The organism is Mesoterricola sp. JemC181 (genome assembly GCF_055384585.1).
On the sequence record NZ_AP045076.1, the window covers coordinates 4,866,872 to 4,883,031 of the forward strand.

Annotated in this window: 16 protein-coding genes; 3 read left to right on the forward strand and 13 right to left on the reverse strand. The window is 69.9% G+C overall.

Annotated features, from left to right (window positions below; all coding sequences use genetic code 11):
• Positions 1-10: 10 nt before the first annotated feature.
• From ACZ5MC_RS21150 to ACZ5MC_RS21195, 10 genes are all read right to left on the reverse strand, one after another.
• Positions 11-376 (reverse strand): hypothetical protein, encoded by a 366-nt coding sequence (locus ACZ5MC_RS21150; protein ID WP_306597888.1) that lies wholly within the window; start codon positions 374-376, stop codon positions 11-13.
• On the reverse strand, positions 373-666 hold the full coding sequence (locus ACZ5MC_RS21155; protein ID WP_464516723.1) for a BrnT family toxin: 294 nt from the start codon (positions 664-666) through the stop codon (positions 373-375). The genes ACZ5MC_RS21150 and ACZ5MC_RS21155 overlap by 4 nt, the downstream gene beginning before the upstream one ends.
• A gap of 41 nt (positions 667-707) precedes the next feature.
• On the reverse strand, positions 708-1,148 hold the full coding sequence (gene folK, locus ACZ5MC_RS21160) for a 2-amino-4-hydroxy-6-hydroxymethyldihydropteridine diphosphokinase (RefSeq protein ID WP_306597890.1): 441 nt from the start codon (positions 1,146-1,148) through the stop codon (positions 708-710).
• Positions 1,149-1,150: 2 nt separating this feature from the next.
• Positions 1,151-2,296, reverse strand: coding sequence for a glutathionylspermidine synthase family protein (locus ACZ5MC_RS21165; protein WP_464516724.1), 1,146 nt, complete (start codon positions 2,294-2,296; stop codon positions 1,151-1,153).
• Position 2,297: 1 nt separating this feature from the next.
• Positions 2,298-3,191 (reverse strand): hypothetical protein, encoded by an 894-nt coding sequence (locus ACZ5MC_RS21170; protein ID WP_306597893.1) that lies wholly within the window; start codon positions 3,189-3,191, stop codon positions 2,298-2,300.
• A complete protein-coding gene (queF, locus tag ACZ5MC_RS21175; protein WP_464516725.1) occupies positions 3,188-3,583 on the reverse strand; it encodes a preQ(1) synthase in 396 nt (131 codons plus the stop codon). The genes ACZ5MC_RS21170 and queF overlap by 4 nt, the downstream gene beginning before the upstream one ends.
• Before the next feature lie 9 nt (positions 3,584-3,592).
• Positions 3,593-4,291, reverse strand: a complete 699-nt coding sequence (gene queC / locus ACZ5MC_RS21180; RefSeq protein WP_306597895.1) for a 7-cyano-7-deazaguanine synthase QueC — start codon at positions 4,289-4,291, stop codon at positions 3,593-3,595.
• An 18-nt stretch (positions 4,292-4,309) separates the two neighbouring features.
• Positions 4,310-6,337, reverse strand: a complete 2,028-nt coding sequence (locus ACZ5MC_RS21185) for a serine/threonine-protein kinase (RefSeq protein WP_306597896.1) — start codon at positions 6,335-6,337, stop codon at positions 4,310-4,312.
• 81 nt (positions 6,338-6,418) lie between these two features.
• On the reverse strand, positions 6,419-7,138 hold the full coding sequence (locus ACZ5MC_RS21190) for a lysophospholipid acyltransferase family protein (protein ID WP_306597897.1): 720 nt from the start codon (positions 7,136-7,138) through the stop codon (positions 6,419-6,421).
• Positions 7,135-7,974: an Hsp33 family molecular chaperone HslO gene (locus ACZ5MC_RS21195; protein ID WP_306597898.1), complete on the reverse strand. Its 840-nt coding sequence runs from the start codon at positions 7,972-7,974 to the stop codon at positions 7,135-7,137. The genes ACZ5MC_RS21190 and ACZ5MC_RS21195 overlap by 4 nt, the downstream gene beginning before the upstream one ends.
• 53 nt (positions 7,975-8,027) lie before the next feature.
• Here ACZ5MC_RS21195 and ACZ5MC_RS21200 point away from each other — a divergent pair, with 53 nt between their 5' ends.
• Entirely contained in the window at positions 8,028-9,308 is a 1,281-nt protein-coding gene (locus tag ACZ5MC_RS21200) for a transcription antitermination factor NusB (protein WP_306597899.1), read from the forward strand.
• Complete coding sequence (locus ACZ5MC_RS21205; RefSeq protein ID WP_306597900.1) at positions 9,309-9,653, forward strand: hypothetical protein; 345 nt, start codon at positions 9,309-9,311, stop codon at positions 9,651-9,653.
• A 111-nt stretch (positions 9,654-9,764) separates the two neighbouring features.
• On the opposite strand, the gene ACZ5MC_RS21210 is transcribed toward ACZ5MC_RS21205, so the two are convergent.
• From ACZ5MC_RS21210 to pilB, 3 genes are all read right to left on the reverse strand, one after another.
• A complete protein-coding gene (locus ACZ5MC_RS21210; RefSeq protein WP_306597901.1) occupies positions 9,765-10,967 on the reverse strand; it encodes a type II secretion system F family protein in 1,203 nt (400 codons plus the stop codon).
• Between the two features lie 84 nt (positions 10,968-11,051).
• The gene (locus ACZ5MC_RS21215) at positions 11,052-12,236 is read right to left on the reverse strand and encodes a type IV pilus twitching motility protein PilT (protein ID WP_306597902.1); all 1,185 of its coding nucleotides are present in this window, start codon (positions 12,234-12,236) and stop codon (positions 11,052-11,054) included.
• A gap of 21 nt (positions 12,237-12,257) precedes the next feature.
• Positions 12,258-14,081 (reverse strand): type IV-A pilus assembly ATPase PilB, encoded by a 1,824-nt coding sequence (pilB, locus tag ACZ5MC_RS21220; RefSeq protein ID WP_306597903.1) that lies wholly within the window; start codon positions 14,079-14,081, stop codon positions 12,258-12,260.
• A gap of 203 nt (positions 14,082-14,284) precedes the next feature.
• On the opposite strand from pilB, the gene ACZ5MC_RS21225 reads away from it, so the two are divergent.
• Positions 14,285-16,159 (forward strand): hypothetical protein, encoded by a 1,875-nt coding sequence (locus ACZ5MC_RS21225; RefSeq protein WP_306597904.1) that lies wholly within the window; start codon positions 14,285-14,287, stop codon positions 16,157-16,159.
• Position 16,160 lies beyond the last annotated feature (1 nt).

Here is a 16,160-nt window from a genome sequence, read left to right on the forward strand (position 1 = left end):
GCAGGCGGGATCATTCCTCCGGCGTCCCATAGGGATCGGCGGAGGGTTCGCTGACCCGCTCCAGGAACGCGGAGCCCCCGGCGGGATACGGCTCCCGTACCGCGAGGGCCGACCTGACCGCCTCGGCGATGATGTCATCCGCCACCCCCTGGCGCCGGAGGCTTTCGGACACCCGGGTCAGCGGGTCCTTCTCCAGCCGGGCCAGGTCCTTCCGAAGCCCCTGGCCGATGTAGGCACGGATGAGCGGCTGGTAGCCTGAAAACCCCAGGGCCGGGGCGACCGCTTTCAGGTCCTCGAGGACATCCTCCGGGAACCGGATGGAGATGCTGACCATGGGGCGGTCCTTCTGGAGGCGCTTCAGGATTTTCTCATTCATATTCGTAGGCCCTCCTTTCCGAAGGGGGTGGCTGGGCGGGCGGAGATGACCCGGATGGTTTCCTCGTGGCGGACCCGATGCACCACGAACAGCAATGCACCCTCTACCGAATAGCCCAGGGCCGCATCCCTGGATTCCCCCCGGTCGCTGGCATCGACCAGGCGGATAAAGGGGTCGAAGAAGACTTCACTGGCCCGCTCGAAGGAAACTCCATGCTTCTTGAGGTTCAGGAGGGCCTTGCCAGCATCCCATTCAAAGGCTTGGCCATTTCGGATGAAAATTACGTCCACAGGTCAAGTGTATATACGTTGTGACACCCGTCAAGCCCCCCTCAAACCTCCACTCCCAGCGCCCTGGCCGGCTCCACCACGAAGGGCCGCGCCTTGGCCCGGGGATGCGGCAGCTCCAGCACCAGTTCCCCTCCCAGGCCCTCCAGGCCGGGCGGCGCGGGCCAGGTCCAGCGGCCCTCGGCGCCTTCGGCCTGGATGAGGTCCAGGTCCAGGGTGCGCGGCGCGTTGCGGCCCGCGGAGCGGTTCCGGCCCGCGCGCAGCTCGGCCCGGAGCAGGGCCTCCAGGAGCGCCTGGGGGTCCAGGGCGGTGTCCACCAGGGCCACGGTGTTGAGGTAGTCGGGGCCCCTGCCGGACTCGTCGGGGGTCTCGGTCCAGAGCGGCGAGGGGGTGACCTCGCCCAGTTCGGCCAGCAGGGCCAGGCCGGCCCCGAGGTTGGCCCGGCGGTCGCCGAGGTTGGAGCCCAGGGCCACCAGCGCGCGCATGGCTAACCCTCGATGAGGTGGGGCACGAAGGAGCTGCCGTTGTCGGTGATGGGGCCCCTGGCCTCCCGGATGCCCATGCCGGCGGGCTCGCCGTCCACGATCCAGGCGCCCAGCACGGGCTGGAAGCCGTCGAAGGCGGGAATGGGGGCCAGGGCCTGGTAGACGCTCCCCTCGGCGCCGTAGCAGTCCATGGTCTTGCCGGCGAACACCTGGCCGCCGGAATGGATCTCGACGTTGGCGCCTTCGCGGGCGAGGATGGGCTTGCGCACGTAGTTCGCCATGTCCCGGGGACCGTCCAGATACGCGGGCAGCAGGTAGGGACTGCCGGGGAAGAGCTCCCACAGGATGGCCAGGAGGGCCTTGTTGGACAGGAGCATCTTCCAGGCGGGCTCCAGGAACGTGCAGGGCCTGGGCTGGCGCGCCAGCTGGGCCCCGAAGGCGTCCTTGACCATGAACTCCCAGGGGTAGAGCTTGAAGGCGCTGCGCACGGGGCGCTCGTCCAGGTCGCAGAAGCCGCCCCTGGCCTCGTCCCAGCCGAGATCCTCCACGAGCATCTGGACGGTGGAGAGCCCGGCCTGGTCCGCGGTGTCCCGCAGGTAGGCCACGGTCTGCTGGTCCTCCAGGGTGTCCTGGTGGAGGAAGTAGAGGGTGCCCGCGGGCAGGAAGTCCTGGGCGCGCTTCCAGGCCGCGATCAGGCGCTCGTGGAGGGAATTGAACTGGTCCTTGCCGGGGAACCGCTCCTCCAGCCAGTACCACTGGGCCACGGCGGCCTCCACCAGGGAGGTGGGGGTGTCGGCGTTGTACTCCAGGAGCCTGGGGAAGCCCTGCCCGTCGCAGGCGAGGTCGAAGCGCCCGTAGAGGCCCACCTCGTCCCGGTCCCAGCTCTCCCGGATGACGGGCTCCATCCACGCGGGGATGCCGTACTCCCGGAACCGGCCCTTGTCGAGGACATGCTCGACGGCCTTCAGGCACATGGCCTGCAGCTCGGCCGCGGCCCGCTCGATGCGTTCGATCTCGGCGGCGCCGAAGGCGTAGTACGCGTCCTCGCGCCAGTAGGGGCTGCCGTCGTCGTGCGTGTGGAAGGTGACGCCGGCGGCCTCCAGCTTCGATTCCCAGTCCGGGCGCGCCTTGATCGAATGCCTCTGCATGTCAGCCTCCCGATCCGGACGCGTGGCCCGCGGCGCCGAAGCCGCCCCGGCCCACCGAGCCCGTGGCGGCCTTGCCGGAGATGGAGCCGCGGGGTCCGGCCACGAAGGCCTGCCCGGGCAGGGAACCCGCGCCGCTCACCAGGGGGGGGCGCCAGGCCGAGCCGCCCAGGAAGACCATGGACCGGCCTCCGGTGGGGGCGGCGGCGGGCGCGAACCGGGAGGCGTCCTGCGGTGCGATGGGGTGGCCCGGATCGTGGAACCGGTAGCCCGGGGGCATCGGCGCGAACATGCCGCCCCGGTACCCGTAGGCCGAGGGCCGATGGAAGAGGAAATGCCAGAGGAGGTAGTCGTCCAGCCAGGAGCGGTGGCCCCAGGAGGTGCGGTACCGGTAGTCCCGGTCCTGGTCGCGGATGCGGTCCACCTCCTCGCCGAAACCGTGGCGCTGAGCCAGCACGCGCATCCTGTCGGCGTCGGCGTAGTCCACCACCCACAGGAGCCGGCCGTTCTCGCGGGGCTGGTCGGACTCGCCCCAGTCCACGTCCCGCAGCCGCTCGGCGGTGAGCTGGGCCACGTAGGAATTGCCCTTCAGGGGATCGTGGACGTTCACGCCCACGAGGAAGAGGTTCGGGGTGAGCGGCGTGTAGGTGGAGCCCTCCACCTGCAGCTCGGGGTGGTGCTCGTCCATGAAGGCCTTCACGGCCGTGTCCACCTGGGCCTGCACCTCGGGGGTGGGCGCGGCGGTCTCGGCTTCGCGGCGCTGGCCGGCCTCCCACTCCTGGTTCTTCCGGGCCGCCTGGGCCCGGGCCTCCTTCCTGGCCTGGGTGTCGCAGGCCAGGGTCCCGGCCGTGGCGGCCAGGATCAGGACGAGGGGAGGGACCGCGCCGCGGTATCTCATGGCCGCTTCCCGTGTTCGGCCTTCACCAGGGTTCGGATGCCGCCGCGGATGAGGAAGTCCCCCTCCACCTGGAGCCACTGGGGCTCCAGCGCCGCCACCAGGTCGTCCAGGATCTGGTTGGTGACCGCCTCGTGGAAGGCCCCGCGGTCGCGGTAGCTCCAGAGGTAGAGCTTGAGGGACTTGGACTCCACGCACAGCTGGTCGGGAACGTAGGTGATGCGCAGGCGGGCGAAATCGGGCTGGCCCGTCATGGGGCACAGGCAGGTGAACTCGTCGGTCTCGAAGCGCACCTCGAAGGCCCGGCCCGGACGCGGGCTCCGGAACGTGTCGAGGGTGGTGGAGGGCTCGGTGACGCGGCGCTTGGGGAGGGTCTTGAGGGTGGGCTTGGGCAACGGATGTCCTCAGGGTCGCAGGTGGTCGGGGATGAAGGCGTAGGGGATGGGGTCGGCGACGCCGGCCTCCTTGAAGCCCCGCAGCCGGAGAAGGCAGGAATCGCAGGTGCCGCATGCGGCGCCGTCGGCCTGGTAGCAGCTCCACGTGAGGTGCAGGGGGGCGCCCAGCTTCACCCCGAGCTCCACGATCTGCGCCTTGCGCAGGTGGATGAGCGGGGCGTGGAAGGCGATGCGGGTGCCGGGTTTCGTGCCCAGGTCCGCCGCTTGCTCGAAGGCCCGAAGGAAGGCCTCGCGGCAGTCGGGGTAGCCGCTGGAGTCCTCCTCCACGAAGCCCACGTGGACGGCCCCGGCGCCGAGAACCTCGGCCCAGCTCACCGCGGTGGCCAGGAGGTGGGCGTTGCGGAAGGGGACGTAGCTCACGGGCACGCCCTCCCGGTCCAGGTCGCCCTCGGGGAGCGGAATGGACGGGTCGGTGAGGGCGCTGCCGCCGATGGCCCGCAGCCCGGCGAAGGGCACCACGAGGCGGCGGGGCGCCGCGTAGAAGTCGGCGATGGCCTCGAAGGCCCGGCGCTCTCGCGCCTCCGTGAGCTGGCCGTAGTCGGCGTGGAGCAGGGCCAGCTGGAAGCCCGCGGCCCGGGCGGCGGCGGCGGCGACGCAGGAGTCCAGTCCCCCGGACAGGGACACGACGGAAATGGGGGCAGGGGTCATCGAGGTTCCTTGAACCTACTAAGATAACCCGGCCAGCTCCTTCCGGGTCCTCCGGATCAGGTCCTCCTTCACCGGCACCAGCCACCGGAAGACGGGGTGGTGCTGGGCGGCGTGGAGGAAGCGCTCCGCCCGGGCCAGCTCGGGCCCGGGGTCCCCCCCCCGGGCCTTGAGGATCCGCGCCCGGCCGAGGATGACGTGCACCTTGCCGCTGATGGCCCGCGGATTGCCGGGGCGGATGGTCAGCACCGTGTCCAGCAGCGCCTCGGTCTCCTTCAAGACCCGGAGGGCCTCCCCGGAGGGCAGGCCGGGCTGCTCCAGCCAGCGCAGCCGCCAGTCCGCGGAGGCCAGCCAACCGGTGATATCGCTGGGGGCGATGCCCTGCGCGGCGCGGGCGGCGGCATCCGCCTGGCGGTACAGGTCCAGGGCGCCCCCGGTGTCCCCGGCCCGCTGGCGCTCCCGGCCCAGGGCGGCCAGGGCCCGGGACTCCTCCACCTTCGCCTCGTGGAACCAGCGGTTCTTCGCGAACAGCGCCCGCGCCAGCTCCAGGGCCTCGGCCCCCCGGTGCTCGAAGGTGCGCATCCGGGCGGCGCAGAGGTCCGGCGGCTCCCAGGCCGCCCCCGCCGCCTGCGCAAGGAAGGCCTGGGCGGCCTGGAGGTGGCGCGCGGCGGCCTCGGGCGCCGGGGGGAGGTCCCCCAGCTGCTCGTGCTCGGTGACCCGCAGGAAGAATTCGCTGTGGGTGCGGCACAGGGCGTAGGCCACGTCGGGGGTGCGGTACCCGTCGTTCCACGCCTCCTCCAGGACCGCCAGGGCGGGCTCCAGGTGGCGCATGCCCAGGTAGACCCGCCCCAGGGCAAGGTTGCCGGGGCCCCGGGCCTCGGGGCCCAGGTCGGCGATGTCCTTTTGGATCCGCTCCAGGTCCTCGGCCATCCGCGCCAGGAGGGGCCGCAGGTCGTGGGGAGGATAAAGGCGCGCCATGCCGAGCCGGGTTTCCAGTTCCTTGGCGTCGTGGGCGAAATGCAGGGCCAGGACCGTCCGGCGTTCCGAGGCCGCGGCCAGGCGCGAGCTCCACACCCCGAAACCCGACCCCAGCAGGAGACTGATGCCCAGGGAGGCCGCCCAGGCGGGGTGCCTGCGAAGGAGGCGCCGGCCGCGGCGCAGCCAGTCGGGCTGATGGGCCACGAGGGGTTCGCCGTCCAGATAGCGCCTGAAGTCCTCCGCCAGGGCCCCCGCGGTGGGGTAGCGGTCCTGGGGCCGCTCCTCGAGACACCGCACGAGGATGGCCCGCAGCTTGCGGGGCAGGCCGGGCCAGGACGGCTGGGAGGGGGGCTCCTGGGCCCCGGAGGCCCAGGTCCGGCCGCTCCTTCCCGAGCCCGCGCGGGCCAGGCCCAGCACCGCGCAGAGCGTGGCCCCCAGGGCGTAGACGTCCGTGGGCGGGCCGATGAGCGCGCCCTCCCCGGCCCTCTGCTCCGGGGCCATGAAGCTGGGGGTGCCCAGCACCCCGTGGGCCAGCGTCAGGCCATCCTCGGCCAGGTCCTTGGCCAGCCCGAAGTCCGCCACGTAGGGCACCCAGCCGCCCGCGGGGGACCGCTCCAGCAGGATGTTGGAGGGCTTGAGGTCCCGGTGGATGAGGTTCGCGCGGTGGGCGGAGTGCATGGCCAGGGCCACCGCGGCGAGGACCTCCACCGCCTCCCGCAGGGTCAGGCCCGGGCCCGCCTGGAAGAGGCTGGGGCCGGGCACCAGCTGCATTGCGATGAAGGGGACGTTGTCGGAGACGTCCACATCGAAGATCCGGCACACGTTGGGATGGCTCACCCGGGCCTGGAGCTGGGCCTCCTTCATGAAGCGCAGGATGGCCGCGGGGTCGGGAGCCACCAGGGTCTTGACGGCCACCTGGCGGTTCAGGAGGGTGTCCCAGGCCTCGAACACCTCGCCCATCCCGCCCCGCCCCAGGCTCGGGCCCAGGCGGTACCGGCCCAGGCGCCTGCCCTCCAGGGCCCAGGGGGGCCGGGCGAAGGGTCCAGCCTCCGGCGGACACCGGGAGATCAACTCGCCATTCATATTTTTATTATAAATTAATTCTTAAAATTCGGGGAAATATCCTTGCGTTCCGGCTGAAAAAATAATTATTCAATAACTGCCGCGAAACTGCTCCGCCCAGCTCTCCATTCCGTCGAGTTCCCTCTCCAGGGCGGTCCGGAAGTCCTCCTCGTCCCCCGAGGGGGGCACCTGGAAGGGCACGCCGTAGCGGACCCGCACCTGCGAAAAGGGTTTGGGCACCAGCATCTCGTCCCAGGTGCGCAACGTCCAGGCGGCCTGGTAGGCCACGCACACGGGCACGATCCAGGCACCGGTCTTGCGGGAAACGGCCAGGACGCCCCCCTTGACCTCCTGGCGGGGACCCCGGGGGCCGTCCACGGTGATGCCCAGGTCCCAGCCCTCCTTCACGGCCCGGATCATCCGCACGAGGGCCTGGGCCCCACGGTCCCCGGCGGTGCCTCGCACCGCATGGATGCCGAACCACTGCCAGGTGGCCGCGCTGCGCTCCCCGTCCTTGCTGTCGCTCGAGAGGATGGCCACGCCGCGGGCCTCGCCGCCGGGGGCGCTGCGGCGGAAGGGGTAGGCCTGGGGCATCATCACCAGGCGCCGGTGGTAGAAGGACAGGATCACCCGCCGGTCCCCGGCCACCAGGTCCTCGACGGGCTCGAAACCCTCCCGGGCGACGCGCAGGGTGTAGGAGAGGGTCTTCACCAGGGCAGCGGCCACGAAGGGCACGAACCGGAAGTTGACCCACACGCTGAGGGGCCCGCCCACGGGCCGGCCCCGTTCGACGATCTGGACCCCGCTCACGGCCCCTCCCCTTCCGGCCCCAGGTCCCCCGGGGCGATGGTGTAGTCCTTGCCGCAGTAGTCGCAGCGCACCTGGACGGGCTGGCCATCCTTGAACATCTCGTGGCGCTTGGCCCGGCCGAACCCGGCCAGCGCCTCCAGGAGGCTCTCCCGGGAGCAGCGGCAGCGGTAGCGCATGGCGGTGGTGTTGAGCACCTCGGTCCCCGGGCCCTGGTTGATCCAGGTGCTGAGGAACTCGGGGGTGCGCTCCCAGAAAGGCACCACGTCGAGGCCCTCCAGGGCCTGGACGAGAGCCCGGAGGCGCTCGGGCGGGCACTCCGGCAGGAGCTCCACCAGCAGGCCGCCGCTCTCCCCCGTGCCGGGGTCGCACCACAGGTGGACGCTGGCCTGGACCTGCTCGGACTGGAGAAGGTAGGCCTCGAGCTGGGCCTGGAGGGGACCCTCCACCATCTCGAGGGTTCCCACGTAGGGCGTATCGGAGCCCGTGGAGCGCGTCACCTGGAGGAGACCGGGGGCCTGGAGCCAGGCGCCCGTCGCGGGGCCCTCGTCCAGCACGCCGCGGATGTCGCCGTCCGGCCAGGAATCGGCCACCACGGCCCGGGCGCGGCCGGCGGTGCGCAGGTGGATCTGCAGCCGTTCGGAGAAGAAGTTCCGGGCCTGGAGCAGAAGCGCGCTGGCGAGCACTTCCACCAGCACGGCGCAGGCCTCGGCCTCCAGGTGCGGGTGGCCCCTGCGCACCCCGTCCCACAGCGGGCTCGCGTCCAGGGCGGAAAAGCGGATATGGCGATCGGACGTGAGGGCCCGGACAACCAGGGCGGGGTTTTCGGCTTCGCTCATCCTCCAAGTGTAGCGGCTCCCCATGGCCCCCCGGAATGTGAGAGGCTTGAGGCATGGCAACACAGAGTCGCATCGCGGTGGCACGGACCCTCCAGATCGTCTTCGGCGAGGGGGACAGGGTCCCCGACGCCTGGGACGCCGCCCTCTCCTCCGAGGACGCGGGACTGGCCAACGCCCTCCTGGGGCACTGCCTGCGGCGCTGGGGCACCCTCCAGGCCCACTGCCGGCCCCAGCTCAAGAACCCCGCCCGGGGCGTCCCCCTGGGCACCCAGGTGGCCCTGGCCATCGGCCTGGCCCAGCTGGCGTGGCTGGAGGGCGTCACGGACCACGCCGCGGTGAACGAGGCCGTGGACCTGGCCGGGGACCGGGACCTGGGCTTCCCGCCCCACCGGGGCCTCGTGAACGCCATCCTCCGCAGGGCGGGCCGGGACCGGGAGGCCCTCCGGGCCGGCCTGGACGCCATGGACCCCGCCCTCGACCGCACCCCCTTCGCCGAGCTCACCCTCAAGGCGGCGCTCTACCCCAGGGGCCAGGGCGCGGCCAGGGAGGAGCTGTGGAAGCGCCTCCAGGCCCCGCCCCGTCCCTTCTTCAGGGCCCTGGGTCCGGCCCCCGGGACCCTCCTGCCCGTCGAGGGCGTCCCCGGCGCGCTGCAGCTGGCCCCCGGCGCCTCCTTCCCCCGGGAGTGGCTCGCCTCGGGCCAGGGCATGGTGCAGGACCTCAGCTCCCAGGCCCTCCTGGCCTTCGCGTGGGACGGCGCCCCGCGCACCATCCTGGACGCCTGCGCCGCCCCCGGCGGCAAGACCACGGCCCTGGCCCGGCGCTACCCCGGGGCCGCCCTCACCGCCCTGGAGAAGAACCCGGCGCGCGCCGCGCGGCTCATGGAGAACCTCCTGGCCCGCGGGGTCAAGGCGGAGGTCGTGGTGGACGAGGCCGGCCCCTGGATGCGCCGGCCGGGATCCGCCTTCGACCTCATCCTGCTGGACGCCCCCTGCACCGGGAGCGGCACCCTCCAGAAGCACCCGGAGCTCACCTGGATCGGCCCCGCCATCGACCGCCCCCGCATGCGCGCCGTCCAGCGCGATCTCCTGGAGGCCGCGGTCTCCCGCCTCGCCCCGGGCGGCCTACTCATCTACGCCGTGTGCTCCTGGCTCTCCGAGGAGGGCCAGGACCACCGGGACTGGCTTCTCGCCCAGCCCGGCCTGGCGCCCGTGGCCGCGTGGCCCGCGGGCCTGGGCGCGGAGGAGGGCCCCACGGCCTTCTTCCGCCCCGACCCCCTGACCTGGCCCGGCGAGGGCTTCCAGGCCTTCGCCTTCACCCGAACCCTGGAGTCCTGAATGCCAGCCTGCCCCTCCTGCGGCGGAACCCGCGTCGTGGCCGTCGCCGAGCACTACGCCGCCCAGGTGCGGATCCCCGAGGCCGACCCCGAGGTCCTGGCCCCGCTGGCGCCGCCCCTGCGGCGCTCGATCTTCCACGGCACCGCCTGCATCACCTTCTTCTTCCTGGCCGCCCTCAGCCCCGGCTTCGTCAAGCCCGACCGGGCCCTCCCCGTCCTGTCGACCTTCCTGGCCCTGGGAGCCGTCACCTTCCTGACCTGGACCCGCTCCCGCAGGACCGACCGCGCCGCCATGGCCGCCTACCAGAAGCGCCGCATCTGCGAGGACTGCCGCTGGACCGGATGAAGGGCATCCGGTCCCCTGCGGTCGGCGCCTTCCGGCGCTCCCGCCCCCCTTCTGCCTCCGACCCACCGGTGCGTGCCGGCGGTCGGAGCAGCCAAGGCTGGAAGCGCTGCCTCAGTCCTTGCCCATGACGTTGGCCAGGTTGAAGATGGGCAGATACATGGCGATGACGATGAAGCCGATGATGCCGCCCAGGACGGCGATGATCAGGGGTTCCATCATGGCCGTCATGGCCGCCACGGCATTGTCCACCTCGTCCTCGTAGAAGTCGGCGACCTTGCTCAGCATGGCGTCCAGGGCGCCGGTGGCCTCGCCCACGCCCACCATCTGCACGACCATCGGCGGGAAGACCTTGGTCTCGGCCAGGGGTCCGGCGATGTTGCGGCCCTGTTCCACGGCCTCCCGGGACTTCATGATCGCGTTCTGGATCACCAGGTTTCCGGCGGTGCGGGCGGTGATGTCCATGCCCTCCAGGATGGGCACGCCCGAGCTGGTGAGGGTGCCCAGGGTGCGGCAGAAGCGGGCCACGGCGACCTTCCGGAGCAGCTCGCCGATGACGGGGATCTTCAGGATGAAGCTGTCGATCTGCAGGTGGCCCGTGGGCGTCTTGTAGTACTGCCGCAGGCCGATCCAGACCAGGGCGATGAAGATCAGCACCACGTAGAAGTAGTTGATCAGCACGTTGGAGATGGCGATGCAGATGAGGGTCGGGAAGGGCAGGCTGCTGCCCATGCCCTCATACATCTGGGAGAACACCGGGATGACCTTCACCATGATGATGGCCACCACCACGATGGCGATGATGATGACGGTGATGGGGTAGGTCATGGCCCCCTTCACCTTGGCGGTGAGCTTCACGGCCTTCTCGATGTAGCCGGAAAGGCGCTGCAGGATGATGTCCAGGATGCCGCCGGCCTCGCCCGCGCCCACCATGTTCACGTACAGGTCGTTGAAGGCCTTGGGGTGCTTGCTGAGGGCGGTCTGCAGGGTGGCGCCCTGTTCCACGTCCCTGCGCACGGCGGCGATGATCTTCTGGAAGCCCTTGTCGGCCTGCTGGGCCCCGAGGATCTCGAGGCACTGCACCAGGGGCAGGCCGGCGTCGATCATCACGCTGAACTGCCGGGTGAAGATGGCCAGTTCCTTCGCCTTGACGCCGCCCAGGGACTTGCCGCCCGCGGCGCCCTGGGGCTTGATGGAAATGACCTGGATGCCGTTGCGCTTGAGCGTGGCGGCGCCCCCGTCCCGGGTTTCGGCGACGATGACCCCTTCCTGAATCTCCCCGAGCCGATTCTTGCCTTTCCATGCATATGCGGGCATCAGAACCTCTTCAAGATTTGGGACGTGTCAGTGGGACCAGGATAAGGCCAATGTTTAGCCATGGGAAGCCATGATGTCCTTATTCTAGGTGTATTTAATATTGGGATTCCGGCCTCCCAGCACGCTGTTCGGCTGGCTCGTTGGCTTGCCCTGGTTCATGGGCACCATGTTCTGGGTGCCGACGCCCCGGTTGATGAGCTCGCGCAGCTCGTCCTGGTTGGAGGAGTAGGACATGGCCATGTCCTGGGTGATGTCGCCCTTCAGCACCAGCTCGGAGAGGCTCTGGTTGAAGGTCTGCATGCCGAACTTCAGCTGGCCGGTCTGCATGGAACTGTAGATCTGGTGGATCTTGTCCTCGCGGATCAGGTTGCGGATGGCGGGATTGGGGATCATCACCTCCAGGGCCAGGCACCGGCCCTTGCCCGACGACTTGGGGATGAGGGACTGGCAGATGACCCCTTCCAGCACCAGGGAGAGCTGGGCGCGGATCTGGGGCTGCTGGTGGGCGGGGAACACGTCGATGATGCGGTTCATGGTCTGCACGCACGAACTGGTGTGCAGGGTGCCGAACGTGAGGTGGCCGGTCTCGGCGATGGTCAGGGCCGCCTCGATGGTCTCCAGGTCGCGCAGTTCGCCCACCAGAACCACGTCGGGATCCTGGCGCAGCGCCGAGCGAAGGGCCTTCTTGAAGCTGTGCGTATCGGCGTGGATCTCGCGCTGGTTCACCAGGCAGCGCTTGTGGTGGTGCACGTATTCCACGGGATCCTCGATGGTGAGGATGTGGAGGGGCTCCACCTCGTTGATCCGGTCGATCATGGCGGCCAGGGTGGTGGACTTGCCCGAGCCGGTGACGCCGGTGACCAGGATCAGGCCGCGGGGCTTGTCGCAGAGCGTCTGGGCGATGGGGGGCAGGCCCAGCTGCTCGAAGCTGCGGATGGTCTCGGGAATGGCCCGGAACACGCCGGCGGTGGCGCCCTTCTGGTTGAAGACGTTGGCCCGGAAGCGCGACACCCCCTGCAGGCCGAAGGAGAAGTCCACCTCCAGGTCCTCCTCCAGGCGGTGCTTCTGCTGGTCGGTCATGACGCCGTAGCAGAGCCACCGGGTCTGGGAGGCCTCCAGGGGCGGCAGCTTCAGGGGGACCATGCGCCCGTCGATGCGCACCTGCGGGGCGGTGTCGGTGGTGACGTGGAGGTCGGTCCCCCCATATTCGACCATCGTCTTCAGGAGCTGCTGGAGGGGCACTACGTACTGGGCACTGGGTTCGACCATGATTGCTACCCCTTTATGGGACTAGAGGACCGTCTCGCGGACGATTTCCTCGATGGTGGTGACGCCGTCCAGGACCTTGCGGCAACCCGAACGCCTCAGGGTGATCATCCCTTCCTTCTGGGCCTGCTCCCTCAGCTCGATGGCGCTCGCCCCGGTGAGGATCATGTCCTTGAGGGTCTCGGACATCTCCAGTACTTCGTAAAGCCCCACGCGGCCCTTGTAGCCGCGGCCCCCGCATATCTCGCAGCCGGCGCCCTTCTTCAGGATGACGCCGCGCTTGACCTCCTCCTCCGTGAAGCCCACCTTGAGCAGGGCCTCCGGGGGCGGCTGGTGCGGATCGGGCTGCTTGCAGTTGGCGCAGATGCGCCGGACCAGGCGCTGGGCGCAGATGATGTTGACGGAGGTGGCCACCAGGAACGGCTCCACGCCCATGTTCATGAGGCGGTTGATGGTGGAGGGGGCGTCGTTGGTGTGGAGGGTGGAGAGCACCAGGTGGCCCGTGAGGGAGGCCTTGATGGCGATCTCGGCCGTCTCGAAGTCCCGGATCTCGCCCACCAGGATGATGTTGGGATCCTGGCGCAGGAAGCTGCGCAGGGCCGCCGCGAAGTTCAGGCCGATCTGCTCCTTCATCTGCACCTGGTTGATGCCGGCGAAGTTGAATTCGACGGGATCCTCGGCGGTCATGATGTTCACGTCCGCGGTGTTGAGCTTGGAGATGGAGGAATAGAGGGTGTTGGTCTTGCCCGATCCGGTGGGCCCGGTCACCAGCACCATGCCGTAGGGCTTGCTGATCTGGCGGTCCCACTGCTGGAGGCTCTCGGGCTCGAAGCCCAGCTTGGTGAGGTCCAGCATGAGCTTGTCCGAGTCCAGGAGCCGCAGCACGATCTTCTCGCCGAACAGGGTCGGAAGGATGCTCACCCGGTAGTCGATGACCTTCTGCTTGCCGCCCAGCTGCACCCGCAGCTTGATGCGGCCGTCCTGGGGCAGGCGCTTTTCCGCGATGTTGAGCTTGGCCAGGATCTTGACGCGGGAGGTGACGGGGTCCTTGAGCTTGATGCTGGGCCGCATCACCTCCTGGAGCAGGCCGTCGATGCGGAACCGGATGCGGTAGTGCTTCTCGTAGGGCTCGATGTGGATGTCGGAGGCGCCCTTGCGGATGGCGTCGATGAGCACGATGTTCACGAGCCGCACCACCGGGGCGTCCTCGGACGCCTTGCCCAGGGCCGTGGCGTTGACCTCGTCCTCCTCGTCCAGCGTCTCGTACTGGGTGGACTCGGCCATCTCCTCCTCGAGGCCCTTCAGGTCGAGGCTGGCGTCCTCGTGGTCCCCGAAGTCGTCGGAGGGCCCGCCGGCGGAGGCGCCGGCGTCCGAACCCGGCGCCCCGGCGTTGTAGACGCCGCGCCCGTCGTCCTGGCGGTCCCGCAGGCGGACGGCACTGGTGCCGCCGTAGTAGCGTTCGATCGCCCGTACCAGCCCCCGTTCCGAGGACACCACCGGGTCGATGTTGTAGCCCGTGTGGAACCGCACGTCGTCCATGGCGAAGATGTCCGTGGGATCGGACATGGCCATGGTGAGCACGTTCCCGGACCGCTGCAGGGGGAGGACCTTGTGCTTGTTGGCCAGCTCGGAGGGCACCAGGGCGATGACGGAGGGTTCGATGGGGGGCCACTGGTCCAGGTCGGCCGCCGGCACGCCGTACTGCATCCCCAGGAAGCTCACGATGTCCTGGTCCGAGCAGAATCCCAGGCGGACCACGATGCTGCCGAGCTTCCCGCCTTCGCGGCGCTGCAGCTTGATGGCGTCGTCCAGCTGAATTTCCGTTATCAGCTGAGCCTTCACAAGCATTTCACCTAGCTTGCTAGCCAATGGATCCTCCCAAGGGGGTTGATGGGCAGTGTACACCTACAATCAGGTGCTTGGGATATAGCGAGATTCAACCAACAGGCTATCCTGGGGGCATGCCCAGCGCCCAGTCCTCCGGTCAGCGCCTCGATTTGGTCCGGGAACTCATCCGGGAGAAGGGACTTTCGCGCCAGGATCTCCAGTTATTGGATGAGATACTTCGCGTCGGAGGCGGCGACGTCTTCCCGCTTTTGGAGACCGGACCCGGGGAGGCCTTCCTGGTGGGGGAGTCCCTGCACCTCGCGAAACTCCGCCGGGCCTTCGGACTTTTCCTCGCCTTCCTGAACCAGTTCTCCGAAAGGCGGCTGGGCGAGGTGCGTCCGGCCATGGGCCTGGTGCTCCAGCACAGCCTGGACACCCTGGGCGAACTGGCCTCCGCGGCGCACCGGGAGGTGCTGGACCAGAACCTGGAGCCGGACTGGGTCATCCACCTCCTGGACCTCATCGCCAGCCTTCGCACCATGGCCACCTCCCTGGGCTCGGGCGAGGGCTCCCAGCTCAAGGACCACTGGACCGCCTATCTCCAGGAGGAGCGGGACCACATCCGGAGCATCTTCGCCGTCCTGGCCGGCATGGAGGACGGCCCGGCCCTGGTGGCCAGGCTCAACCAGCAGATGAAGACCCTCAACCGGGCCCTGCAGTCCGGCTCGGGCAACCCCCTGGAGGCCATCCGGAAGATGGAGGCCCTCCTGGGCGGCGCCCTGCCCGAGTCCACCCGCCTGCGGGCCGAACCGCTCCTGCTCGTGCAGCACGTCATCAGCAGCCTGCGCATCATCCTCTTCCGCCCCCTGGACCGCGGCGTCCACTGGCCCGCGGTGGAGCACATCCGGGGCAGCCTGCAGTGGCTGTGGAACCACCTGGGCTGGAGCCTGCCCCGGGTGGAGGACCGCCTCCTGGAGAAGAGCCTCCCCGGCGACGTGCGCGCGCTGCTCAAGCAGCTGCGCGAGAGCCACCCGCCCTCCTTCCGCATCGTGGCCCGGGCCCTGGTGAGCCACCTGGCCCTCCTGAGCCTGGTGGAGGGCATGGAGCCCGCGGTGAACGCCTCCATCCCCAGGCGCTTCGCCTCGGTGCCCCACTTCTACGTCATCGAGAGCGAACTGGGCCGGCTGGCCGAGCGGGTCTTCCACCCCCGGGCGGCGGAGAACCTGCCCAAGGGCAGCGAGGAGTCCCTGCTCCTGGGCGCCTTCCTGCGCCAGGCGGTGCTGAGCCTCCTGCAGGACCAGGCCACCATCCGGGGCCTCCTGCTCCAGACCCTGACCAACGACGACGTGGACCAGCTGGCCACGACGCTCGACAACCTCAAGGCCCTCCTCCTGTCCCACCAGCGCCAGCTCATGGGCGACCTGGTGGGCCTGTTCAGCCCCGAGCTGCGCCACAAGCTCTTCCCGGACTCCCCGTCCCTCACGGAGGAGGGGGACCGGCTCCGCCAGCGCCTGCACCGCCTCTGGCAGTACATGGATCCCGCGCTCGGCCAGATCCGGCTCCACCTGGAGCTCAGGAGCTGGCCCCGCCTGGCGCTGGCCCTCTCCCAGGCCCAGGGCCAGGTGGCGAGCTTCCGCCGGAGCCCGGAGTTCCTCCTCATTCGCAGCGTGGACCGCCAGGAGTTCGAGCGGCTCACCCTGCAGTTCACCCGGACCCTGGAGGATCCGGCCGTCATCGAGACGTCGCTCGAGGAGGCCTCGGAGACCGTGGGCGAAATCCTGCGCTTCCTGGACCAGTTCCTGCTCCGCATCAACGCCCGCGTGCCCCTGATCCGCCTGGACCTCACGACCTCCCGGGAGGCGCTGCGCCTGGGGCAGGCGCTTTGCGAGACCCGCGGCGACGCCCCGGACCGCTCGAGGCTGACCCACCGCCTGATCCAGACCACCAAGCCCCTGGGCGTGCGGGATCCCCAGGCCCTCAACCTCCTCAAGCGGTGGGTGCGCGCCGAGCGCAGCGGCCGCGAGGTCAAGACGCAGCTGGACACCCTCCTCTCCCACCTGGAGCACCTTTCCTCCCGCCTCAACGCGGCCCTGAGCTGAC